This window comes from Rhizobium sp. FG113 (genome assembly GCF_057809895.1).
Window position 1 is genome coordinate 1 of the sequence record NZ_JBMDKV010000018.1, and the last position, 23,646, is coordinate 23,646.

Sequence of the window (23,646 nt, forward strand, 5' to 3'; positions counted from 1 at the left end):
CCCCCCCCCCCCCCCCCCCCCCCCCCCCCCCCCACAACTCGCCAAGCCTTACGTTAAGCGGAACAAGAATGACGCTGCGGACGCCGAAGGGCTGTGCGAGGCGATGGCCCGCCCAACGATGCGGTTTGTTCCGGTCAAGACAGTTGAGGACCAAGCAGCACTCATGCTGATCAGCGTCCGTACCCATCTGATCGCCAACCGCACCCAACTCGCCAACGCGATCCGGGGCTACGCCAATGAATTCGGCATTTCCGCAGCTAAGGGGCTAGCACATATTCCGATGCTGCTCGAAAGGATAAAAGCTGAGAAAACTGTGCCAGAGCTCGCACAGGAATTGTTCATCAGCCAGGCCGAGGAATACGCTGAACTGGAGAAAAAGATTGCGAATGTGGAAGTCAAGGTAAAGGCATGGCAGCGTAACGACGAACGCAGCATACGCCTCAATACCATTCCCGGGATTGGCCCAATCGGTTCGGCTCTCTTGATCATGAAGACACCTGCTCCGGAGCTGTTTCAATCTGGCCGCCAGTTCGCAGCCTGGATAGGGTTGACGCCAAAAGATCACTCGACCGGCGGCAAGCTGCGGCTCGGTGGTATCACGCGAGCCGGCGACGAAGCTTTGCGGGCCGTCTTGGTGGCTGGAGCAACAGCTGTCATTCATCACGCGCGGCGATCCGGTAAGGCTTCTCGATGGCTGGCGGAACTCCTCACTCGAAAGCCGCCCAAATTGGCAGCTGTCGCACTCGCCAACAAGATGGCGCGCATAGCCTGGAAGCTCATGGTCTCGGGAGAGACATACAACGCAAAATCAGGCCCGGCCTTGACGGGATGCGTTACATGAAGATGGGGAAGCAAGCAGCCAAGCCGTCCTGATCTTCGCCACGTGTTTGCGATACGACAACTTGCAAGATAATAGCAGATGGTGTGATCGATCGATCCGGGACACAGGACACCCCGAAAATCCCATCGGCCCGTCAAGGCCGCCTTGATGTTTGGGACCTGTGTTGCGGAAACCATCTTGGCCAGCGTTCATGTGCGAACGCCACAACAGGCCGGACATATGGACGCAAGCGATCAGATCAAATTATCTCGAAATATCTTGCGGGTCAGGGGCCGTCCACATATGGGATGTGAACTCGCGACCCGTCATTTACTGACGGGGCTTCTATCAAGTTTTCCGATCGTAGCAGTTGCTTCCTTTACGGAATTGCGGAGCGCTTTGTGGTTTAGCCATTCCGGGCGCACCATAAACGACTGTGGATTTTTGGACATTTAAGCCCACGGGCTTGTGTGGCAGATCCTTGCAACCGAGCTGCTATCGGGGTCCATGTGAACCCTTTTTGCGTAAAATACCTCATTTTTCCTCGCGTCAGGGAATAACTAGATACTGCGGCGGAGGATCGATCATCGTGTCAGTGCCGTAATTAACCAGATATGCATCGATCCAGATTCTCTTGCGATCCTACCGACCAGGGCCGACGGCTTGGTTCTTGTAGTGGCCGCAACGCACATGCGGCTTAACGCCGCCTCGACCTTCTTCGTAGGCATGCTGTTTTCCATGCCGGTCCGTAGCGTATCCAATATGCACCGTGACGTAATCTTTGGTGATCGGTGGTTTGCCCCTCTTCGCCCTTGCGGCGTCGAGCTTAGGACTGATCGGAGGGGACTCTCGCGTGATGATGCCCCGTACATGCAGCGTCATTGCCAGACAGAGCGCTATTCCCGCAGTGGGTGCGTAGGAGTTTATGAAAGAGTGCAATATCGATGAAGGAAGTAAGCCACTGTATCGCTGGACGAATGCTTCTCCCTCCGAGGTAAACGAAGCCGGGAAATGATCTCCGAAGACAATGTCGCGGCTAGCGCGGGAATAGTGGAAGGCGGGCCAAATACTATAGCGGTTGTCCCCAGTACGCTCAATCAGCCAGAATATTCGTTCATCCGAATTGTCCTCCCATTCGACAAGCATGGTGTCGTATGGCAGCTCGCTGCGGCCAGCGTCGATCGCTACGGCGACGGCATGAGCATAGTCGCCGGAATGCTCGACGACCCACTCAATCACATCCCGCGAAAAGACGAACTTCGGTGCTCTCTGCATACGGGTAAAAACCTCTGCCGATCCATGAAAATTAGGATGCGGCAGGAAGCGCAGATCATGAAAGCGGCTAACAGGCAATTTGATCCCCTTCGTGCAACAAGTGCAGCTCCTCAAGTGGCAGAGCTACCCCAAGCTTCGGTTTCGATTCGGAGAATATCAACCGGCGGCGTGTCAGTGTTTAAAGGTATTGTCGCGATGCCATTTCAGAAACTGAGGATGCGGGCGTTCGTGGATGCCTGCAGGCACGATCGCTTTTCCGGTCTTGTTGATCAGTCCGAGAATGCTCTCGCGATCATTTGCATGACGCGAGGTCAGGACCTCGAGATTGTCCGACAAGCCGATCAGGCCTCGATCGAACATCCAATGCGCAGTTCCTGAAAGCGCAATACCGTTAGACAAAATGTCCGGGCCGTTTGCCTCAACGGGGCGAATATGGGCAGCATCGACCTCGGCCCGGCCGCCGCCGTTGATTAGCTTCAAGCCGGTTATCGCACATCGCTTGTCGTAGGCCTGCAAGATCAAGCGGCGAAACAGTCGATCGCGAATGATGCGCGACGAAAGCTGGGTGACTCTTGCTCTATTTTGCTCGAAGATCGTGGGAACTTGGCTGCTCTCTGCAAACCCGCTCAGAAAACCCACGTCAACGGCCTCTCCTGATCGCGGCAGTTCGGGTTTATCGTCCGCCAATCCGTTCGACAGTATCCGATTGAAATCCCCGGGTGAGATTGGACGGACTGCGGCCTGCGCTCGTCCCGAAATCCGCCCCACTTCGTTGAGCACTCCACGCTCAATCACACCATCAGGCCCGCTGAAGGGAACTGTATTGACGAAATCGAGATAACTGCCGGGTTCAATTAGCGCCAGATACATTCCAGACGCTTTGGGATCTGGAATGACCTGTGCGACTTTGGCGACCGCGAAGTATCCGCGCGTGCCCGCCACTTTTCGAGGCTCGTAATAGATGATCCAGTCTTCAACGCAGGCTTGGACGCGCCCGAGATACTGGCTCGGAAACTGATATTGCTCAGCCGGACTGTCGTCATAGATTGAATCTGTGCGGTGAATGAAAACCCCGAATCCCATTTCCGATCTCTACCATGGTGACCGCAATCGAAACCAGGGAGATCGGTCAATATATACTGTCAAGAATGTGGTGCTCTACGCGCGGGGACCACCTGCCGTCTTGTCGTGACCGTCTGTTGTTTGACGGGTTTGCAATCCAAAATCGTGGCCGGCCACCTGACCCGCAACTCTACCGACACCATGGTCTTGGTGGCTCGCGCTGAAGCCATGGCGGTTCTATGGTTCCAATTTTACAAGATGCGAAGTACAAAGCCAAAAGGGCATGTGCGTCTCTTTCCCATGCCTAATAGGGAATTTGCTCCGCATCAACACAGCATTCAGAGAACGATCGAACCAGCAATAGCAATGTGCTTTCGGGATCTCACGCATGCATCCGGTTACGATACTCGGCGCGATGGTCGTCGGCACCGCATCACTGCTGTCGCTGGGCGTCCTCCCAATCCTTCTCGGTGGATTAGACGAGGTTGGCCGGCTGAGCAAAGCCGGCATCGGCCAAGCAGCGATGTTCGAACTCTTCGGGCTTGCACTGGGTTCCGCGGTTGGCGGCTACTGGATGGCGCGCGGCGCCATGCGGTTGAAGGCCGTGGCTGCCGGCCTCGCTTTGGCAGTCGTGAACGTGGCGACTACACACACCGGAAGCGAAGCGATGATCCTGCTGGATCGAGCGATAGCAGGATTGCTTGGCGGCCTGCTCTTCGGCGCGGCGAACGCGATCATCGTGCGCTCCAACAATCCCGACCGTTTGACCGGGATCCTCGTCGGCGCCTCTGTGGTTCCCCAGATTGGCCTCGCCTACCTGATCCCGGTCGTTCTCATCCCCAAGTTTGGGATCGAGGCTGGCTTCTATACGCTCGCCGCTGGGGCCTTGGTGGCAGCCGCGTTCGCGATCACTCTGGTGGATCGGGTCGCTCCCCACGTTGCCCCGGAACGAACTCGTATTCCCTTCAGCGGCGCGGTGGTGCTGTTTTGCGTCGGCACCATCCTCCAAAGCGGCGGGCTGGGCGCCGCCTGGACCTACATCGAGCGCGTTGCCAATCAGCACGGACTTAGCCCATCGGTTGTCGGGCTGGCCTTTTCTTCTGCGCTTGCGGGCCAGGTTGCAGCGGCGTGGCTTTCCGCATGGTTGGTCCCGAAGGTTGCGAAGTGGCCAACGCTGTTTTCGGTGGTGCTTGCTCAGACAGTTTTCACGGCCGTCGCCGTGCAGATCGCCATGCCCAAGGCCTTCGTTTTTTCCGTCTGCGTTTTCGCTAGTGCAGCGGCAGCGGCACAGGCGTTTCAGATGGCCGAAATCGTCAGGCTCGATGTAACCAGAAAGGCTGCCGTCTTGATCTTGCCGATGATCCTCTTCGGAAATGGATTGGGACCTTTGCTTGCGTCCTTCGCGACGACTGATATCGATGTGCTCGGCGGCTGCTGGGTGGCTGTCGCGATGTCGGCAATGTCCCTGCTTCTCTATCTTGTCTGCGCCGCTATATCGGCTCGGCGAAGGATGCCGTCTGCAGTTGAAGCTGGGGTCACGCCCGGCAGCTAGGCTCCAGTCAGCAGGTGGCCACGAGACGTGCCGCATAGGCGAGATCCGCGTTGCCCTCGAACTGCGCAAAGCGTTCGACAAGCGGCTCCAACAGGGCACGGGCAGCCGAGCTCTGTTCCTGCTGAACCCTGAGCCGGGCCAGACTAAGTGTGGCGCGTATCTCCCAGGCCGCCGCGGCGCGCGACCGCGATATCGTGAGCGCCCGCGAAAAGAACCTTTCGGCTTCAACCAGACGGCCTGCCATCAGATGGTGCTCGCCGGCGCCGCGGAAGTGCTCCGAGGCACACCAATGCTGTGGTACGGATTCGATACGCTGAAGATCCGCGGACCTGTGAAACCCACAGTGGATGCTCGTCATCATGTCGGCATGAGAGGGGACATGGGGGATCCAGTCGATCGGCGATGTGTCGAAGGATCTGCGGCCGTCGCGAAGACGTTCCAACGCCTCGTGCGCACTTGGAATATATCTCGACCAACCGGGATTCCTATACTCCCTCGCCAATTGCTCATGCAGCTTCGCGCTTCCTGCCGCCTTCTCCATGAGGCCAGCCCAGGAATAGACGCACAACCCGCACCATGCCACCCAGGCGATCGTCGGAACGTGCCCTCCATTGAGCGCTATCCGATGAGCCTCGTCCATCTCATCCAATCCAGAGAGGAATTCACCCTGTATCCATAGCGCACGCGAGCGCAGCACACGGACGCTTGGTACGTGGTCGAATGCGATTGACGCGCCAGATTGTGACTGGGCGGCGATGTCAAGCGCGCGGTCACAATCGCCAACGGCGGCGCCGAACTTGGAGCGATAATACTTGGTGTAACCGTTGAGATAGTAAGCTGTCCGGAAGGAATCGGAATCCTTCAGTCGCTGAGCCAGTTCGAAGACGCCTGCACCATAAGATTCGAGTTCTTCGACATTTGCTCCCGTCAACGCGCCGATCGTCAGCGTCACGAGCGCGCTCATCTGATGATCAGGGGCGTTCAGTCGCTTAGAGAGTTCAAGCGCGCGTAACGCAATGGTTTCGATACAGTCGATGAAGTTCGGTGGATCAGGCGGCTGCGTGTCGAGAAGCATCTGCGCTGCGTGGGCGCAGATGCGCATCTCCAACCACAGGGCATCGTCACTCTGCAGGTCAGGAGGTATCACGCGAAGCGTTTCGATCGCGCGGTGCACGTATTCCACTCTAATATTGAGAGACTGACTGAAGCCGATTGCTCCTTTCATCAATTTCTGAGCCGTATGCCAGTCGCGGTTTCGGATCGACCAATCATGTGCAGCGCGCCAATCGTCCAGGAGGGTGGCGTGCCTCCGTCTGATATCATCTTCGGAGGCTTCCAGTTGGTCGATCGCATCCAGTCGCCGCAAAGTATGGTCGAGGAAGCGGGCGTAGGCTGCGGGGGCGTCGTCACTTTCGAGCAGTTTGAGCCTCGCATAGACCCGCATCGTCTCGAGGAAGCGGAACGAAGCGATCTCCCCGCTGAAATCGACGGTCACAAGTGACTTAGTCGCCAGGTTCGCCAGGGCATGATGAATGCCGTCACCAGGCAATGTCTCGTCTGCAACGGCGGCTCTTGCATCCTCGGCTGTGAAGCGCCCCGGAAACACCCCGAGCCGCCGCATCACAAGCGCTTCCTCCGCGCTCAGGGCATCGTAGCTCCAGTCGACCGCCGCCTGCAGCGTACGGTGTTTTGGCAATGCCGTTCGGGCGCCCCGTGTCAGAACATTGAACCGATCGTCGAGCCGACGCGCAAGCTCGGCGATCGTCATGGTGTCACTCGTCGCCGCCGCGAGTTCTATGGCAGGCGGACTTCCGTCCAGTCGCCGACAGACCTCACCCAGGAGAGAGGCGTTGGCGTCATCGACAGCGAACGCAAGCGAACGGCGGCCGGCAGCCTCTGCGAACATCTGGATCGCGGGATAGATCATGGCCGACCGCCCAGTCAGCACGGCACCTTCAGGCGGACAATCCAGTGGCTCAAGCGGAAAGATGCGCTCGCCGGGGACCCGCAGCGGTTCGCGGCTGGTGGCGAGGACCGAAACGCCACCGGTCCTGCTTGTCAAACTTGCCACCAGCGCCGCCACGTGACCAATCACATGTTCGCAGTTGTCGAGGACGAGCAGGATCGTCCTGCCGTCCAACGCGCGCTCGATGTAGGCGGACACATCGTTTGGGCTCCCTTCGAGTTCAAGCGCCTCGAACAGCCGGGTCTCGACATGAAGAGATGTCACTGATGTCGAGAAATCTACGAACACGCATTCCCCGTCGGCGCCGTCAGCGTGGTCTGCGATAGCTGCCAGCGCCATGGCCGTCTTGCCGATGCCTCCCGGCCCAACGATCGTAACGATCCGATGCCGGGTAACAGCATCGCCGAGACGCGCCACCGCTTCGTCTCGGCCGAAGAGCGTGGTGAGCTGTCTCGGAATCGCAAGCGATGAACGCGGTGAGGTGGGCGCAGCGGCCCCAATCGGTGAGACGGGCCCAGCGAACACATATCCCTCGCGCGGCACCGTCGTGATGTCGAATGTTCCGTCTGCCCCTCCGGAGAGCGCCTTGCGCAGTGCCACGATGTGCACGCGAAGGTTCACGTCCGCGACATGCAGACCGGACCAGCCTGCCGCCAACAGCTCCTGCTGGGTGACGACTTGGCCGGAGCGTTCCACCAACGCCACGAGAACCCGGCAGGCTCGCGCGCCGACATTCAGCCGGACGCCATCACGCCGCAATTCGAGGCGCATGGGGTCGAGCTCAAATGGACCGAATGTGAACTGTTGCACTGACACGACCGGCTCCGCGCGACAACAGGCCTCTAAATACCGGAAGACCGCAAGAGCGACAAGGTGGCGGCCCTGCCTGGCCTACTTTCCGGGGCCCCCCGAAGTCGACCTTTCTGGGGGTGTTCAAGGTACATTTGCGGCCCGCTTTAACAACTCTTAACAGCTATCAACTTGAAGCAAACGCACGCCCATTCGACAGTCCACCCATCAAAAAATGACGCGGACGAAAGGGAGTTTTGCCAATGCCTATCTCGGCTCACAACGCGCAGGCGATCATCGACCACGCCGAAGCCAAGGCACGGGAGATGGGCCTCGCGGCGATCATCGCGATCCTCGACGACGGCGGACACCTGAAGGCGTTTCACCGCATGGACGGAGCGGTTCTCGGGTCTATCGATATCGCGATCCGGAAGGCCAAGACCGCGGTCCTCTTCCAATGCAACAGCGAGGACGTCTGGGATTACCTGAAGCCTGGAGCCCCGGCGCCGCACCTTGAGCTGACCAACGATGGTTTGGCACCCTATGGAGGCGGGATCGCCCTCAAATGTCCCAATGGAGGAATGGCGGGTTCGCTCGGTGTTTCCGGCGGAACCATTGAACAGGACACCAAGATCGCCAGGGCGGGACTTGCCGCCTTCGAGGCGATGCTCCGCTAGACTTCAACCCAATCACAGAGAGGCAATGACATGAGCAAGACGATCCTCATCACTGGCGGCGGCTCGGGCTTCGGCAAGGCTGCTGCAATTGGAATGGCCAAGAACGGCCACAACATTATCGCGACCTGCCAGGTCTCGCCCATGGTCACCGCCATGCGCGAGGAAGTGGCGGCACTTGATCTCGGCAAGCGCATCCGCGTCGAGCGCCTCGACCTCACCGATCCCTATGACATCAAGCAGGCGCAGGGTTGGGATTTCGACGTTCTCTGGAACAATGCAGGCCAGGGCGAACCCGGTCCAGTCTGGGAAATCCCCGTGGATATCGTCCGCCGCAACTTCGAAACAAATGTCTTCCTTCCGCTGACGCTCACGCAGGGCGTCATCCAGCGCTGGATCCGGGAAGGGAAACACCACGGCAAGAAGGTAGTCTTCACGTCCTCGATGGGCGGCCTGTTCACGCCGGCGAACTGGGGTACCTACGTCTCGACGAAGCACGCGCTGGAATCCATCGCGGAGGCGCTTCAGCAGGAACTGGCGGCCTACGGGATCAAGATCCAGACCGTCAATCCCGGCGCCTATTACACAGGCTATAACGAAACGATGGCCGATAATCCGTTCCGCTGGATGGACGACGGCAAGAACTTCACGAAGCGCGCCGATCTCCGCAAAGGCTTCGACGACTTCTTCGCTACGCCGGAAGGCAAGATGGATCCGACCGAGATGATCGATCGCATGATCGAGATCGTTCCGTCCGACACGGGCAAATTCCGCAATGTCTGCCCGAAGGTGATCGAGGACATGCTGAAGGATCACCAGCTCAAGGCCTGGGAAGCCCAGATCTAAAATACCTGCGGCGTTGCCCCCGCCGCTCTTCTCCGCCGCCGGAAGCGTCCGCCGGCATGATAACTCGTTCGAAGGAGTTCAGAGATGAGTAGATGCAAAACATCAGTGGCAACGCTTCGTGCGACCGCTGTCGCGGTTGCCATTTCTGCCGCCACCTTTTTTGCTGGCACGGCCATTGCAGACGAGGCCGCCAACAAGGCGACAGTCCAGAAGGCGTTCGATGCGTGGGCCGCGGGCACTGGTAGTCCCTATGACCTTCTGGCGGACAACGTGGCGTGGACGATTACAGGCAACTCTGCTGCGTCCAAAACCTACGGCAGCAAGGATGCGTTCATCAACGAGGTGATCAAGCCGTTCAACGCGCGGATGAGCGTCGGCCTCAAGCCGACGATCCGGAATATGTATGCGGACGGCGATACGGTCATCGTCTTCTTCGATGCCGCAGGAACAGCGAAGGACGGCCAGCCCTACAAGAACACCTATGCGTGGTTCCTCGGCCTCGATGGCGGCAAGATCGTCACGGCATCAGCGTTCTTCGACAGCATTGCGTTCAACAAGCTCTGGGAGCTGCCAGTCGCGGCCGAATAGGCCCGTCATACGGAGGAAGATCGACATGAAAACCTGGTTCATCACTGGAGCATCGCGCGGGTTCGGCGCCCGCATCGCACAGTTCGCCCTCGAGCGGGGAGACAATGTGGTTGCTACCGCCCGCAGTGCGGCATCCGTCATAGACAAGCTCGGGGAGCGGTCCAACCTTTTCGCAGCCGCCTTGGACGTCACAAACGAGCAGCAGGCGCACGATGCGGCCCAGCAGGCTGTCGAACGCTTTGGGACGATTGACATCCTGTTGAACAACGCGGGCTTTGGTCTCATCGGGGCGGTGGAGGAAGCCACCGCGGGAGAGATCGAACGGCTCTACCGGACAAACGTCTTCGGCCTGCTGACGGTGACGCGCGCGGTCCTTCCGCAAATGCGGGCACAGCGATCCGGCCGCATCCTCAACATCTCTTCGATCGGAGGCTATCGCGCGGGTGCAGGCTTCGGCATATATTGCTCCACCAAGTTCGCGGTCGAGGGATTGTCGGAAGCGCTTCACGCCGAACTCGCGCCCCTTGGAATCCATGTGACCGTCGTCGAGCCGGGCTACTTTCGGACGGATTTCCTCGATGCCAGCTCGTTGTCGGCAAGCAGCAACCGGATACGCGACTATGATGGAACGGCAGGTGCGGTGCGCGAGCACGCGGCATCCCTCAATCACAATCAGCCCGGAGATCCGGAGAAGTTCGCTCGGCAGGTCGTCGCCTTCGCCGACGTCGATCAGCCCCCCGTCCGCATGCCGTTCGGGAGCGACACGGTTGCCGCGATCGAGGCGAAACATACCTCCGATGCAGCTATCCTTGCTCAATGGCGCACCGTCTCGGCGTCTACGGACTTCTAAGCCGGCAGATAGCTGTGTTCGTCTCAAAAGCCAAGCGCGGGCACCTAGCGTTGAGCGGAATCGAACCGCTGCGTTGGCCTGCAAATGGAGCTAACCTCCTGAAATATAGACATCCCCAGCGCGGCCGTTGGTCACGCTGTCGTCGCAGCCTATCAGCCCGGCACGTTACCCGAGGGGACCTTCTCACCTCAGGCCGGATCGCTGGTTTGGCGCGGCCGACCGGATCTCCTCCACTGATTGGCAGCGCAGATGTCAGTAACCTCAGGCCACCGGCAGCTTGAACGTGAACTTCGTTTCCACATCGTCAGATTTTACATGAAGCTGACCGCCGTGAGCTTCTGCAATCTGTGACGCGATGTAGAGCCCAAGCCCCAATCCTTGCGAACTGGGGCTGATGTCGCCGCGATAAAAGGGCTGAAACAAGCGCTCCATCGCTGCAGGCGGTATGGGCTCACCGCCATTGGACACTGAGAGATGGAACACGTCATCAACGATGTTGGCGTCGACAACGATAGGACGGTCCTTCGATCCATGCGCGATCGCGTTGCCGAGCAGATTGGAAAACATCTGGGCAACCCTCGCGTGGTCGACGTCCACGGTTTGAGGTACGTCGAACCGCAGCTCGATCTCTCTGTCCGGATGGCTAGATCTGATCTCGTTCACGACCTGGGCAAGGGTAGGCTCTATCCGATCGCCGTGTCTGATCTCCACCCCAATACCGCCTCCCAGACGACCGCGTGCAAAATCCATCAGATTGTCGATGAGCCCGCTCATCCGCGTGACACTCTCCCCATGAGGCGGGTAATCCGCGTGGTCTTTGCGTCCAGATGCAACTTTTCGATCATCCGCCTACCGGCATTGATGGCCGCCAGTGGGTTGCGCAAGTCGTGTCCAAGCACGGCGATGAACTGCTCTCGTAGATCGGCATTCTGCTTTTCGAGCAAACGATTGGCAACCTGCTCGGCAACATCGGCCGTCAGATCAGCGTTGTTTTCCTCAAGCCGGAGACGCGCTTCGCGTTCCGTAGACTGGGCGTCGACGAGGTCACGTTCGTACCGTCGCCTCTCCGTCGCCTTGAAGATCGTCAGACGGGTGAAGAGGGGTTCATCCCTATCCCCTCGCCGCTCTGACGCATTCGCAATTGTCGCAATGGTGCTCCCGTCCGATGTTTTCAGGTCGAGGGCGACTTCGTTGAAAAATCCCTGCATGCGAAGCAGAGGGGCGAAATGGGTTTCGTAAAAGATGCGACCGGGAACGTTGAGGAGATCGCGGAAACGCTCCCCGACGATCTCTTCCGGCTGTTTGTCGAGCCATCCGCACAAGGTGCGATTGACCTTGGCGACCCGTCCGTCCGGACGCATGGAGAGATAGCCGCAAGGCGCGTTCTCAAAGAGGTCTTCCAGATCCTCGGAGGGTTCGGCGTCAGACAAACTTGGCCACCGCGGATATGACTTCATCAGGTGCGCTCAAATTCGGGCAGTGGCCGCTCGCCTTCAAATAGACAATCCGGCTGGCCGATATCGACTTGTGTACGTATTCGCCGACTTGCTCGGACGCGATGATGTCGTCGCTCGATTGCAGGATAAGCGTCCTGGCTTTCACGTTCGGCAGGTCGGCCCGATTGTCAGACATAAAGGTCGTCCTCGCAAACTGTCTGGCGATCGCGGGATCGGTGCGGCAAAAGCTGTTCGTCAGCTCCTCGCCAAGTTCCGGTCGGTCAGGATTGCCCATAATGACGGGGGCCATTGCTGCGGACCAACCCATATAGTTGTCAGCCAGCGATGTCAGAAGTTCTTCGATCTCGGCGGCGGCAAAACCGCCGACATAGTCGCCGTCATCGATGTATCGCGGGGACGGGCAGACCATAATCAGGTCGGTGAACATCTCCGGCGCCTGTATCAATGCCAACGCTCCAATCATCGCACTGACAGAATGGCCGACGAACACCGCATTCTGAAGATCGAGCTCACGCCCGATCTGGACAACGTCGTCGGCGTATCCTGACAGGGAGGCGTACTTCGCCGCGTCGTAGGCGGCCAGATCAGAATGGCCAGCTCCCACATGATCGAATAGAACCGTCCTGAACCGATCCCGAAAGGCTGGCTCGACGTATCGCCACATGTTCTGGTCGCAGCCAAACCCGTGAGCGAAAACCATAGTGCGGTCGCCGGCTCCGTGAAGACGAATGTTGTTGCGTTCGACGACTGACATGACTAACCCTTTAGCACGTTCTCGTGTCGTGGCATGCATTGTCCGTCGAGTTTCGACATTTATTTCATGGCGATGGGAACGATTGTTCTCAGACGCTCTTCTCATATTGTCAGTCGTTATAGCTGGCCTCACACCTGCTGAAGGCGGCTGATGAACATTCCCATCATTATCTTAATTGTTGAAGACGAACCGTTGATCCGTATGGAAATCGCCGACGATCTTTCGGAGAAGGGGTTCCAGGTGCTTGAGGCGCCGAATGCGCACGAGGCGATGCTGCTCTTGGAGAGCCACTCAGACATCCAGTTGCTGTTCACCGATATCGACATGCCGGGAAAAATGAACGGCCTCATGCTTGCGGCAGAAACACATATTCGATGGCCGGCCGTGAAGATCATCGTGACATCCGGCCTGCACAGCGTGAGATCAGACGAGATTCCCCCAGGGAGCCGTTTCATGGGTAAACCCCATCAGCCGGACGCGGTCTCGGCGGCAATGTTGGATATGGTGGCTTAGCCGATTTGCGGCGGTGGAAGCCGGACGTTTTCCACGTCGCTTCAGTTTGAACCATCAGCCGAGCTGAGCCGGAAACCTTGCCTGCCTACCGTCGATTGAAAGATCGACTACGCCTTCGAGCGCAGCTAACTATCTTGACGGCCTTCCGCAAATTTTGTTTTTTGGGCGATGTTCAAGCCCGCAAACGCTGAGCAGATCAGGGTTTCCATCGACGAGATCGAGCCGGACGTCTGGCGCCGTCTGGTCCTGCCGGTTCATTGGAACCTGGAGCATCTGCATCTTGGAATCCAGGCCGCTTTCAACTGGTGGAACTATCATCTTTACGAATTCCGGATCGGCTGCCTGCGGTATGGCGACGTCGACATCCTCACGGAGGATGCCACCGATGACGATCCTCGCGTCTTCGATCAGACAGAGGTTCGCTTGCTGGACTTCGAGCAAGGCGCGGTCTTCAGCTACCATTATGATTTCGGGGATGGCTGGCGGCATACCGTCGCGATCGACGATTTCTTGACGCTCGCGTCTGCGCCAAAACACGGCAGTTGCGTCGCCGGCGCCAGGGCGCGACCGCCCGAGGATGTTGGTGGCGTGTCGGGATATGATCGGTTTCTGGAAATCATCGCGGACCGTGGAGATCCCGAATATGCCGAAACACTCCGGTGGTGCGGTGGCTACTTCGATCCGGAATGGTTCGACCAGTCGATGACGGACAAGGATGTTCGCAACGCTCTGCGCGCGAGCGTGAAACGGCGTCTCTACCAACCAAAGCCGAAATCCGGGCCGAAGACATGACCGACGGGTACATTGTGGTGGCTTGTTAAACCTGCCCGCTTGAGAAAGCGGAATACCTACTGTGACGAGGACGTGTAGCTCTCCTGCTTGGGATCACCCGCATCGTCACCGACACCGAGCAGTTCGATGAGCGCTTCACGCTCCGGACCGAACGGCCGAATGTTAAGGAAGTCTGCGACAAGCGTTTCCGTTTCATGGCCGCCTGAAGATGGATTGGCGCGGTGAAGAACGATCGCCTCGCCGTCGGCAGAGCGTTTGCCTAGAAACCAGCGATCTCCATTGGAGCTCATGGCGAACTGTTTAAGATTTTGCATCGGGACTCCATTCTGCCCCGAAGGAAGCCAAACTTACTGAAACGAAGGCTGGCCAGAATCGGCGCCGTTCTGCGCAAGCCGCGCATTCCGAAGCCTCGCCGTCTTGGCCCGTAATCTGTCTGTCTCGGGATCATTCTTGGAAAATACTTCGTCGACAGGACCGGCGGCTTTCGTTTTCTGGAACGCGATCTCCGCCTGCTGGCGAAGCTTTGAATATGTCTGAGCCATTTTTGGCCTCCAGATCTCTTTGAGGAAGACAAAAGGCCGGACGGGTGTCCGGCCTTGCACGCCCCCGCTTGCCTGGTGCCAGTACATCCGTGGTCACCGGCAGGCAGAAGCTTGTTCGATTAAGCAGCCTGCAGATTGCAGGCCGACATTTTGCCCGACTTCATGTCGCGCTCCATGTCGTAGCCAAGCTTCTGGCCTTCGACGATTTCGCGCATACCGGCGCGCTCGACGGCTGAAATATGGACGAACGCATCGGCGCCGCCATTGTCAGGCTGGATGAAGCCGAAGCCTTTTGTGGAATTGAACCATTTTACTGTGCCTGTGGTCATGATGAACCCTTTCAAAGCATTGTTGATCGACCGCGGAACCGACGGCTTCGCGGGAAGTCTGTAGCGATGTTTTGAGAGGGAAAATCGTTCAGGACGCGGTGCCAGACGCGCAACAAGCAAAGCTCAACAAGCAAAAGATCGATAAACCAGAGATAGTGCGATGCGCAGGAATGTCAACTTTTAGTTCGGGCATGCTCTACCACGTCCTACGGAGTGAGATTTCAAGCCATCCCTCGTGCTGATCAGGAGGTGAGAGATATCGCCGTATCGAACATTGCGAAGGGCAGATAGAGCAGTGTAAGCGCGGCATACATACGCCGGGATCTGATGACGAACGTTGCAATCGGTACGACGATCATGACGACGTCGCTATAGGCCCACTCCGACGTAATCGGGCTGTTCAAGAAGAAGACGTTGACCACGAAGCCCAGCGTCAGGAACGCGGCGAAGGCCAAGAGGCCAAACCTGCCATCTTTCTCGAAATAGGTCCGAAGTCCATCGTGCTCGTCCTCACCCCGGCTGGGCAGTAGCAATGCCGTCGACAAGAACAGCATCAGCGTAAGAAGGACCAGAAATGCAAACTCCGGGAAGGAATAGGTCGGCTTGATCGAAGGCAGTTGGTTGATTGACCACCAGTATTCGAGCTGAGTGATGAAAAGCACCAGCGCCCACACGAGCGGAACCCAGTCAATCGACGATGTTCGCCGGATCCGGAAAATCGTCACGAGGCCGAGCAGAAGGCGCGTGACAGACAGCCCAAGGACCATCGAAAGAACCGTCGCTATGACAGGAAAATTATTCAACGCCCTCTCCCGAGTGCCGGACCGGTCTTTGTCATAGCGTTCTCGATGAGTGTTGGAAACCTACTGAAGCCCTGGTAAACCGCATCGCTTTTGGATGAATGCTCTGGGGACGTCGCGGATCTCGCGCGACCTGCCTGCCTTTGACGTGACAGTGATCCTTGTCCTGCAGACCCGGTTTGACGAGAGCAGCATTGTCGAATGACCTAATTCATCGGCTGCCTCATATTATCCTACCTTCGGCGTGATTGATAATCGCCGCCGCTACCACCTTGCCCAGATCCGCCGCACTGGTGATGCCCTGAACAAAGGGTAGCTTATGCAACAGGAAAGGGATCGAGACACAGTACAGATTGCGACATAATTGCTTGTCGAAGCGAGGCCGGAAATATTCGTCGAGATCGATCCCGCCCGTCGCAATCTTTGCCGTATCTTCCCTGACCGCAAGGGCTGTCGCGGTCTTTTCGGTCAGAGCTTCGCGCACGGCGCCCTGCGAAATCAGTGTAGGGAATGGCACGTCCCAGGCGGAAACAGCCTGCTGCCCCGTGGCATCGATGAAGGCCTCGAAGGCGTACCGGTCGCTCCCGACGGTAACAATCGCGCCGCGCTCGATGCTGGCGCTGTCAAGTTCATAGTCGGGACTGAGCTTCAAAACAGCGAGGCGGCCCGCCCGATGCAATGCCAGCAACCTCTCGATGGACTGATGCGGCACGGTTGCGTAGTCATCCACGAACAATGTCTTGAAGTATCGATGAAACCGTTTGAGGTCATTCTCCCTAAAGCGTGGCACAGCCCGTAAAATCACCTCGTGCATCCGCAGAATAGAATAGCGCCAAGCGACCGTCGTTCTGGTGATTTTATTGGCCTTGGCTTCGCCGAGATTGAGGGCCGCCCAGGTAAATGGATCGTAAGATTCGCGGTCGGCGAAATAGGCATCCGCCACCGTTTCAACCGTCAGCATGCCAAGGCCAATGCGCGCGGAATAGTCAGGGTCGTCAGCGAAAAGTTGGCGACGAAACAGGTTGAACACCGCATCGAGAAGTCCATTTGGGACGGTTTCGATCAGGGCGTCGATAGCCGCTCTCGTAAATATGGTGGTCGGCGCATAGGGAACAGGGCAGTAAAAATCGGCTTCAGGCAAGAGACCCTTGCGGGACATCATGGTGATCTTGAAGAGGTCGTTTGCGCTGGAATGATATTGCAGATTTCCGGCGTCGTCATGAAGAAACGTGCCGCGCGCGGTGGCAACCGAAACGACAGCATCTATACCGCTCAGCGATGTGCCGAGCACACCGATCGCGCCGTCGCCGATAGTCGTAAGGTTTGCAGCCGGCCAAGGTGATACGAAAAATCCGGGTTTCGTCTCGGTCGTCTCAGGCCAATCGTGGCCGGTCGCAATAACGACATGGTTGAAGGCCTGCTCCTCTATGGTCTCGTGGTCCAGCCTCACCACAACGCCGATATCGTCTCGACGAAGTTTGACATCCATGACTCTTGAACTCGCCCTGATTTGGACGACGTGCCCTCGCCCGATAGCGTGCGTCGTCAAAGCCTTCAGTTGCGCCTCAAAATAGTCTCCCAGCACGATTCGGGGATAGAATTCTCGCTCGCCGATTGTCTCGACCGCAACGCCCATTAGCGCGAGCTCGGCCGGGGTCTTCGCCAGCAACCATTCACTGAGTGTTTCGCACACCGGTGGAAGTTCGATACTGGCGATGTTGGCCAGCATTGCCCGATCGTTGGCACCTGGATGGTAGGGCGTGCCTTTTCCTGGGTCTGCATGGGCTTCATAGATTGTGATCGAAAGCGGCGTATCGCTGGCGATCAAGCCTTTCAAAGTATAGATGCCGGTGGGTCCGGAGCCGATGATTGCGACATTTGTCAATTTAGTTTCCATTGCATATTTGCGGCTTGGCACCAGATGGGGGACGGTCGGCATGGTGTGGGTGTGTCATGTCCCCAAAAAGCCAAGGGGGCGGCCGGCCCGTGCCCAAGAGCTGTATGTCGACTTCTACTTATCGATCTCGAGCTCGCGCAAAGTCTCGATGACGAGAGCTTGATTGAGCGGCTTCCCGAGAAACCGCGCACCCTGCGGAAGTTCGCCATCTTTTGGGATGACTGCACCAGATGCAACGACGACGAGGACATCTGGCCAGTGGTCTCCCACGTAGCGCGCCAACGCGAGGCCATCCATGTCGCCTGGCATCTGGATGTCCGTCATCAGCAATTGAGGGATCCGTGTTTTTCGAGGAGTGCGTAAGCTTCATCAGCGCTACGAGCCTCAATCACATGATAACCGGCTGACGCAACGATATCAGCAGTATCCATAAGAATAAGTGGTTCGTCATCGACGACCAGGGCAATTGGGTCAGGCATTGCGTTCAGGCTCCTCTATCCAGCTTCCTTAATCTCCTGTTGCCATTTGTGTTCCGAAAACAAATTATCCGTCCGCAACTTAGCAACTCGGTCCGGTAAATGACCGTTGAGTGTGCTTTTACTTTTGTCTGCGGATGGAACGATTATGCTTCAGGCGGGTTTGATGCTCACGGATCTGTGAACACAGGTCTGATAGGAGAGGAAACCTCATTGAAAAATTTAATTCTAGCCGCGGCGCTCATCAGCGCGTCCGCTTATCTGCATTTGCCCAGGCGACACCTGCCGCGAACTCGGACGGCAGCACGCCTGCAGTGGCAACGCCCGAGTCGAAGAACGCGACGGCCCCGGTCGAAGGTGCCAACAGCTTTACCCAGGATCAGGCAAAATCCAGGATCGAGGAGGCAGGATTTTCTGACGTCAAGAACCTGATGAAGGACGACAAGGGCATCTGGATGGCGGCCGGCATGAAGGACGGCAAGACCGTCAATATCGCGCTCGACTACCAAGGCAATGTCGTCTCCAAGTAATTCAACCCATTCAGCAGGAAATTTTCATCATGAAAACCATTACAGGACTTTTCGACGACTATTCGGACGCCAGTGCCGCCGTCAGCGCGCTTGAATCGGCCGGTGTCGCGTCCAAGGACATCAGCATCGTCTCCAACAATGCCGACAATCGCCATGCTGATAAGTCGACCGCGGCCGAAGGTGCCGGCACTGGCGCCGGGATCGGTGCAGCCGTCGGTGGCGCCGGCGGTTTGTTGACGGGCCTTGGTCTAATGGCCATTCCGGGGGTCGGTCCGGTCGTCGCAGCGGGCTGGCTGGCGGCGACTGCCGCAGGCGCGGTTGCGGGTGCTGTAGCAGGCGGAGCCACCGGCGGCATCATCGGTGCGATGACAAGCTCGGGCGTGTCTGAAGAGGATGCGCATGTCTACGCGGAAGGTGTGCGCCGCGGCGGCTCGCTGGTAACCGCCAAGGTAGACGACACTCTTGTTCTCGAAGCCGAAGCAATCCTGAAACGCTCCAACTGGGTCGACCCGGCCGAGCGTCGCACGTCCTATGCCGAGCAGGGCTGGACCCGCTTCGACGATACGCGCGATCCCTACAAGGCGAGCGAAGTCGAGCAGGAACGCAATCGCTATCGCAGTAACGCCCTTTGATCCATGGCGCGCCCTTTCAAGCGCGCGTTGTCTCGCTATTACCAGTTCCCAACCACGAGGATACGCATATGGCCACCGAAAAGACATTGAACGATCTCTTCCTTGATACGCTCAAGGACATCTACTTCGCCGAAAAGCAGATCCTGAAGGCTCTGCCCAAAATGGCGCGCGCCGCCCAATCGGAAGAAGGCAAGGCTGGCTTCCTGCAGCACCGCGACGAAACTCAGGGCCAGATCGAACGTCTCGAACAGATCTTCGAACTTCTCGGCAAGCCGGCTCGCGGTAAGACGTGTGAAGCCATCCAGGGCATTCTTGCTGAAGGCGAGGAGATCATGGAAGAGTATAAGGGAACCGCAGCGCTCGATGCCGGTCTTATCTCGTCGGCCCAGGCCGTAGAGCACTACGAGATTGCCCGCTACGGCACCCTGAAGTCATGGGCCAAGCAGCTCGGCATGAAGGAGGCGGGCGCCTTGCTGGACGCAACGCTGCAGGAAGAAATCGCCACTGACCAGAAGCTGACGGCGCTTGGCGAAGGGACAGCTAATGCCAAGGGCACAGGCGAAGGCTCGGCCAGCACCAAACCTGCGCTGAAGAAGGCCAGCTGAACACCCTCCGCACATGATCAGGCCGCCTTTCGAGGCGGCCATTTTTGCTTTCGAGTCGCCCATTTCCACACCCTCTCCAGGAGCTTGACCCATGGCCAAAAAACCAGTGACTGCGTCGGCAGAGCCGAAGCTTGTCAGCGCCACTATCCACGATCTGAAACTAACGCGCGGCGCGGGTGGCGAGCTTCACCAGATCGCCGAGGGCGATACGCCGGTCATGACGACGGCCCAGGGCGGCCCCGTCTCCGACGACCAAAACTCGCTTCGTGTCGGCCCACGTGGTCCTCTTGTCGTCGACGACTTCCATTTCCGGGAAAAAATGTTCCATTTCGACCACGAGCGCATTCCCGAGCGCGTCGTGCACGCGCGGGGCTATGGCGCTCATGGTTACTTCGAGACCTATGAATCCTTCGCGAAATACACGCGCGCAGACTTTCTTCAGCGCGCCGGCGAGAAGACGCCCGCCTTCGTGCGATTTTCGACGGTTGCCGGCAACAAGGGTTCCGCCGACCTCGCACGCGATGTTCGGGGCTTCGCGGTCAAGATCTATACCCAGGAAGGGAACTGGGATCTCGTTGGCAACAACATCCCGGTCTTCTTCATCCAGGATGCCATCAAATTCCCCGATCTGATCCATGCAGCCAAGCAGGAGCCGGACCGCGCGTTTCCGCAGGCGCAGACCGCCCATGACAACTTTTGGGACTTCATTAGTCTGACGCCGGAAAGCATGAACATGATCATGTGGATCATGTCGGACCGCACGATACCGCGCTCACTTCGGTTCATGGAGGGCTTTGGCGTCCATACCTTCCGCTTCGTCAACGCCAAGGACGAGTCGACCTTCGTCAAGTTTCACTGGAAGCCGAAGCTTGGTCTCCAGTCGGTTGCCTGGAACGAGGCGGTCAAGATCAATGGCGCCGATCCGGATTTTCATCGCCGCGATCTCTGGAATGCCATCCAGTCGGGTAATTTCCCGGAATGGGAATTGCAGGTCCAGCTCTTCGACCAGGCATTCGCAGACAGCTTCGACTTCGACGTGCTCGATCCGACCAAGATCATCCCGGAAGAGATCCTTAAACCCCATCCGATCGGCCGCCTGGTGCTCGATCGCATGCCGGATAATTTCTTTGCCGAAACCGAGCAGGTCGCGTTCATGACCCAGAACGTGCCGCCGGGCATCGACTTCTCCAACGATCCACTGCTGCAGGGCCGCAACTTTTCCTATCTGGATACGCAGTTGAAGCGCCTGGGCGGACCGAACTTCACGCATCTGCCAATCAATGCGCCGAAGTGTCCCATGCACAACTTCCAGCAGGACGGCCACATGGCGATGCGAAACCCGGTCGGACGCACAAACTACCAGCCGAACTCGCATGGCGAAGGCCCGCGGGAGTCGCCTTCGCGCGGCTATCGTCACTTCCCCGCCGAGGAGCAGGGGACCAAGGCACGGTTACGACCTGAAAGCTTTGCCGACCACTACAGCCAGGCTCGGCAGTTCTACATCAGCCAGACTGGTGCCGAGCAGCGTCATATCGCATCCGCGCTGACCTTCGAACTGAGCAAGGTCGAGATGCCGGCGATCAGGGAGCGCATGGTGTCCCATCTCCTCAACATCGACGAAACGCTGGCTTCGACCGTTGCGCAGAAACTGGGTATGAAAACGATGCCGAAACCGGCGGATGCCGCCATGCCGACCCGTCAGGATCTGGAACCCTCGCCAGCACTCAGCATCGTCGAACGCGGACCGAAACGCTTCGAAGGGCGAAAGCTCGGTATTCTGATCACCGATGGCGTCGATGCTAAATTGCTGAAGGGGCTGATGTACGCCATCGCCAAGGAGAAGGGTGTCGTCGAGCTGATCGCCCCCAAGGTCGGCGGCGTGGAGTCATCCGACGGCACGCTGATCGAAGCGCATCACATGATCGATGGCGGCCCTTCGGTCCTGTTCGACGCGGTTGCCTTGTTGACATCGGCCGCTGCAATGGACGATCTTGTCAACGAAGCTGCAGCCCGCGATTTTGTGGCCGACGCATTCCAGCATTGCAAGTTCATCGGTTATGACCAGTCAGCATTGCCGCTGCTCGAAAAGGCCGGCATTGCAGATGCGCTCGATGAGGGTGTTCTGGCGCTGCCGGGGGAAGACGGTCTTTCCGCCTTCGTCGTTGACCTCGGCAAGTTGCGCGTCTGGGGGCGCGAGCCGTCTGTCAAACTGGGCAAGGCATCGCCGCCGAGCAAATAATATGGAGGGCGCGGTGTCGTACGGCGCCCCTGCCTCGATGCACGCATGCTTTCAGGAAAGTATCCGGACGCTACGTCGCCAGCGGACGGACGAGTGTCCGTTGCTGCTATTGGGCGACTGCGGAAGCGCATTCGCCAGGCATGAATTGGCGGCTGCCGACGACAATCTGCGAAGCATCGCTACCTCCATTCACCGGTTGCGACATCAAACAACCGCAATGCAGGCTCATACGATCTTTGAAATGCGACGCAGAACCGAAGCGGCAATGTTATTGGCCAGTAGGCCAGCAGAAGTCGCTATCAAACATTCCTGAAATCAACTCGTTTATGGAGCAAGCCTGATGACGGCTTGAATTGTTCTTCTGAATCCACCACGCCAAGACGCCCGCTCTTCTACCAAAAGGCCAGCAAATGCAAGCACGGCTGCTGCCGCAACTCCGAACTGGCAGAACCTGACGAGGCGGTATGAGCAATATATCGTTCTGGCCCGGGAAGCTGCCCAAACCGGTGATCGGGTTGAGGCAGAAAACCTCTATCAGCACGCTGAGCACTTCTATCGGGCAGCAGCTCTGCAGAAGGCTGGCCAGCAACAATGAACGCAATATCAAGTATTCCCAATCCTGAAATTGCAGACGAAAAGGCCTGGTTGAAGATCCTTGCCCAATATCGCACGCCGCATGCCGGCCGCAGCATGTTCGAGCTGGCAGTTACAGCTCTACCTTTTGCCGCCTTCTGGACACTGACGTGGTTGGCGGTTCATTACGGCATCTGGGCAGGATTGATCCTGATCGTTCCGGCGGCGGGGTTTCTGTTGCGGCTGTTCATGATCCAGCACGACTGCGGCCATGGCTCCTTCTTTGCTCGCAGGCGCTTGGACGATTGGACAGGACGTGTTCTCGGTGTTCTCACCCTGACCCCTTACGACTACTGGCGCAGAGCGCACGCCACCCACCACGCCTCGGCGGGAAATCTCGATGAGCGCGGTGTTGGTGATATCACCACTTTGACCGTAGCCGAATATTTTGAACGGTCGTGGTGGGGACGGGTTCGATACCGCCTCTACCGGCATCCCCTGGTCATGTTCGGCATCGGTCCGGCCTGGCTATTCCTGTTCCAGCAACGCCTGCCGGTGGGAATGATGCGCGACGGCTTACTTCCCTGGATGTCGACCATGGCTACGAATGCTGCGGTGATGGGGATCGCTGCGCTTCTGGTCTGGGCGATCGGCCCGGTCTCTTTCCTTCTTGTCCATCTCCCGATTGTTCTCCTGGCAGGATCCATCGGCGTTTGGCTTTTCTATGTGCAGCATCAATTCGAGGAGACACACTGGTCGAAAAAGCCTGAATGGCAGTTTCCGAAAGCCGCTTTGCACGGTGCGTCGCATTATGATTTGCCGCCGCCTCTTCGTTGGCTGACCGGCAACATTGGTATTCACCACGTGCATCATCTCTCCAGTAAGGTACCCTATTATCGCTTACCAGATGTGCTTCGAAACCATCCCGAGCTCGGGGAGTTAGGCAGGATTACCCTTTGGCAGAGCCTCCAATGCGTGAAGCTGGTCCTGTGGGACGAAAGAAGCCGGAGGCTGATTTCGTTTCGTGAAGCCGCTGGTCTCGCATCAACTGCATAGTCATATGCTTCGGAAAACTTTCCCGACCA

At 58.0% G+C, this 23,646-nt stretch carries 24 protein-coding genes and 2 pseudogenes; 14 read left to right on the forward strand and 12 right to left on the reverse strand.

The window, feature by feature from the left end:
- The coding region (locus ACODTZ_RS28630) for an IS110 family RNA-guided transposase (protein ID WP_489029833.1) at positions 1-841 on the forward strand (841 nt) is incomplete at its 5' end.
- A gap of 621 nt (positions 842-1,462) precedes the next feature.
- On the opposite strand, the gene ACODTZ_RS28635 is transcribed toward ACODTZ_RS28630, so the two are convergent.
- Entirely contained in the window at positions 1,463-2,173 is a 711-nt protein-coding gene (locus tag ACODTZ_RS28635; RefSeq protein WP_489029835.1) for an AcrVA2 family anti-CRISPR protein, read from the reverse strand.
- A 93-nt stretch (positions 2,174-2,266) separates the two neighbouring features.
- Positions 2,267-3,178 (reverse strand): HNH endonuclease, encoded by a 912-nt coding sequence (locus ACODTZ_RS28640; RefSeq protein ID WP_489029837.1) that lies wholly within the window; start codon positions 3,176-3,178, stop codon positions 2,267-2,269.
- Positions 3,179-3,545: 367 nt separating this feature from the next.
- On the opposite strand from ACODTZ_RS28640, the gene ACODTZ_RS28645 reads away from it, so the two are divergent.
- On the forward strand, positions 3,546-4,709 hold the full coding sequence (locus tag ACODTZ_RS28645; RefSeq protein WP_489029839.1) for a hypothetical protein: 1,164 nt from the start codon (positions 3,546-3,548) through the stop codon (positions 4,707-4,709).
- A gap of 7 nt (positions 4,710-4,716) precedes the next feature.
- On the opposite strand, the gene ACODTZ_RS28650 is transcribed toward ACODTZ_RS28645, so the two are convergent.
- Positions 4,717-7,491 (reverse strand): ATP-binding protein, encoded by a 2,775-nt coding sequence (locus ACODTZ_RS28650; protein ID WP_489029841.1) that lies wholly within the window; start codon positions 7,489-7,491, stop codon positions 4,717-4,719.
- Positions 7,492-7,727: 236 nt separating this feature from the next.
- Here ACODTZ_RS28650 and ACODTZ_RS28655 point away from each other — a divergent pair, with 236 nt between their 5' ends.
- From ACODTZ_RS28655 to ACODTZ_RS28670, 4 genes are all read left to right on the forward strand, one after another.
- Positions 7,728-8,141, forward strand: a complete 414-nt coding sequence (locus ACODTZ_RS28655; RefSeq protein WP_027510372.1) for a GlcG/HbpS family heme-binding protein — start codon at positions 7,728-7,730, stop codon at positions 8,139-8,141.
- 30 nt (positions 8,142-8,171) lie between these two features.
- Entirely contained in the window at positions 8,172-8,984 is an 813-nt protein-coding gene (locus ACODTZ_RS28660) for an SDR family oxidoreductase (RefSeq protein ID WP_489024550.1), read from the forward strand.
- Between the two features lie 84 nt (positions 8,985-9,068).
- Positions 9,069-9,572, forward strand: coding sequence for a nuclear transport factor 2 family protein (locus ACODTZ_RS28665; protein ID WP_489029843.1), 504 nt, complete (start codon positions 9,069-9,071; stop codon positions 9,570-9,572).
- A gap of 25 nt (positions 9,573-9,597) precedes the next feature.
- Positions 9,598-10,422: an oxidoreductase gene (locus tag ACODTZ_RS28670; protein ID WP_489029845.1), complete on the forward strand. Its 825-nt coding sequence runs from the start codon at positions 9,598-9,600 to the stop codon at positions 10,420-10,422.
- Between the two features lie 261 nt (positions 10,423-10,683).
- Here the strand turns inward: ACODTZ_RS28670 and ACODTZ_RS28675 are convergent.
- Both ACODTZ_RS28675 and ACODTZ_RS28680 read right to left on the reverse strand, forming a co-directional pair.
- A pseudogene (locus tag ACODTZ_RS28675) lies at positions 10,684-11,879 on the reverse strand (PAS domain-containing sensor histidine kinase).
- Positions 11,845-12,633: an alpha/beta fold hydrolase gene (locus ACODTZ_RS28680; protein WP_489029847.1), complete on the reverse strand. Its 789-nt coding sequence runs from the start codon at positions 12,631-12,633 to the stop codon at positions 11,845-11,847. Before ACODTZ_RS28680 ends, ACODTZ_RS28675 begins: the two are co-directional and overlap by 35 nt.
- A gap of 150 nt (positions 12,634-12,783) precedes the next feature.
- Between ACODTZ_RS28680 and ACODTZ_RS28685 the strand changes: the two genes are divergently transcribed.
- Together ACODTZ_RS28685 and ACODTZ_RS28690 are read left to right on the forward strand one after the other, a co-directional pair.
- A complete protein-coding gene (locus ACODTZ_RS28685) occupies positions 12,784-13,146 on the forward strand; it encodes a response regulator (RefSeq protein ID WP_489029849.1) in 363 nt (120 codons plus the stop codon).
- A 168-nt stretch (positions 13,147-13,314) separates the two neighbouring features.
- Positions 13,315-13,938, forward strand: a complete 624-nt coding sequence (locus tag ACODTZ_RS28690; RefSeq protein ID WP_489029851.1) for a plasmid pRiA4b ORF-3 family protein — start codon at positions 13,315-13,317, stop codon at positions 13,936-13,938.
- Positions 13,939-13,994: 56 nt separating this feature from the next.
- On the opposite strand, the gene ACODTZ_RS28695 is transcribed toward ACODTZ_RS28690, so the two are convergent.
- The 7 genes from ACODTZ_RS28695 to ACODTZ_RS28725 all read right to left on the reverse strand — a co-directional run bounded on the left by ACODTZ_RS28695 (position 13,995) and on the right by ACODTZ_RS28725 (position 17,985).
- Entirely contained in the window at positions 13,995-14,252 is a 258-nt protein-coding gene (locus ACODTZ_RS28695; protein WP_489029853.1) for a hypothetical protein, read from the reverse strand.
- A 33-nt stretch (positions 14,253-14,285) separates the two neighbouring features.
- The gene (locus ACODTZ_RS28700) at positions 14,286-14,480 is read right to left on the reverse strand and encodes a hypothetical protein (protein WP_489029855.1); all 195 of its coding nucleotides are present in this window, start codon (positions 14,478-14,480) and stop codon (positions 14,286-14,288) included.
- Positions 14,481-14,599: 119 nt separating this feature from the next.
- The gene (locus tag ACODTZ_RS28705) at positions 14,600-14,809 is read right to left on the reverse strand and encodes a cold-shock protein (RefSeq protein ID WP_047512450.1); all 210 of its coding nucleotides are present in this window, start codon (positions 14,807-14,809) and stop codon (positions 14,600-14,602) included.
- Between the two features lie 242 nt (positions 14,810-15,051).
- A complete protein-coding gene (locus tag ACODTZ_RS28710; RefSeq protein ID WP_047512453.1) occupies positions 15,052-15,612 on the reverse strand; it encodes a hypothetical protein in 561 nt (186 codons plus the stop codon).
- A gap of 220 nt (positions 15,613-15,832) precedes the next feature.
- Positions 15,833-17,494: an FAD/NAD(P)-binding protein gene (locus ACODTZ_RS28715; RefSeq protein WP_489029858.1), complete on the reverse strand. Its 1,662-nt coding sequence runs from the start codon at positions 17,492-17,494 to the stop codon at positions 15,833-15,835.
- Between the two features lie 126 nt (positions 17,495-17,620).
- Positions 17,621-17,830 carry a hypothetical protein gene (locus tag ACODTZ_RS28720; protein WP_489029860.1) on the reverse strand — a complete coding sequence of 70 codons (210 nt, stop codon included), beginning with the start codon at positions 17,828-17,830 and terminating at the stop codon, positions 17,621-17,623.
- Positions 17,830-17,985, reverse strand: a complete 156-nt coding sequence (locus ACODTZ_RS28725) for a hypothetical protein (RefSeq protein ID WP_489029862.1) — start codon at positions 17,983-17,985, stop codon at positions 17,830-17,832. Before ACODTZ_RS28725 ends, ACODTZ_RS28720 begins: the two co-directional genes overlap by 1 nt.
- 210 nt (positions 17,986-18,195) lie before the next feature.
- On the opposite strand from ACODTZ_RS28725, the pseudogene ACODTZ_RS28730 reads away from it, so the two are divergent.
- The 6 genes and pseudogenes from ACODTZ_RS28730 to ACODTZ_RS28755 all read left to right on the forward strand — a co-directional run bounded on the left by ACODTZ_RS28730 (position 18,196) and on the right by ACODTZ_RS28755 (position 23,617).
- Positions 18,196-18,512 (forward strand): annotated as a pseudogene (locus tag ACODTZ_RS28730) (PepSY domain-containing protein).
- A gap of 29 nt (positions 18,513-18,541) precedes the next feature.
- Positions 18,542-19,144 carry a general stress protein gene (locus tag ACODTZ_RS28735; RefSeq protein WP_489029864.1) on the forward strand — a complete coding sequence of 201 codons (603 nt, stop codon included), beginning with the start codon at positions 18,542-18,544 and terminating at the stop codon, positions 19,142-19,144.
- A 68-nt stretch (positions 19,145-19,212) separates the two neighbouring features.
- A complete protein-coding gene (locus tag ACODTZ_RS28740) occupies positions 19,213-19,749 on the forward strand; it encodes a YciE/YciF ferroxidase family protein (protein ID WP_052214312.1) in 537 nt (178 codons plus the stop codon).
- Positions 19,750-19,840: 91 nt separating this feature from the next.
- Entirely contained in the window at positions 19,841-21,988 is a 2,148-nt protein-coding gene (gene katE / locus ACODTZ_RS28745; protein WP_489029866.1) for a catalase, read from the forward strand.
- Between the two features lie 481 nt (positions 21,989-22,469).
- The gene (locus ACODTZ_RS28750; RefSeq protein WP_489030018.1) at positions 22,470-22,583 is read left to right on the forward strand and encodes a DUF4167 domain-containing protein; all 114 of its coding nucleotides are present in this window, start codon (positions 22,470-22,472) and stop codon (positions 22,581-22,583) included.
- Positions 22,580-23,617 carry a fatty acid desaturase gene (locus ACODTZ_RS28755; protein WP_489029868.1) on the forward strand — a complete coding sequence of 346 codons (1,038 nt, stop codon included), beginning with the start codon at positions 22,580-22,582 and terminating at the stop codon, positions 23,615-23,617. Before ACODTZ_RS28750 ends, ACODTZ_RS28755 begins: the two co-directional genes overlap by 4 nt.
- The last annotated feature ends 29 nt before the right edge of the window (positions 23,618-23,646 follow it).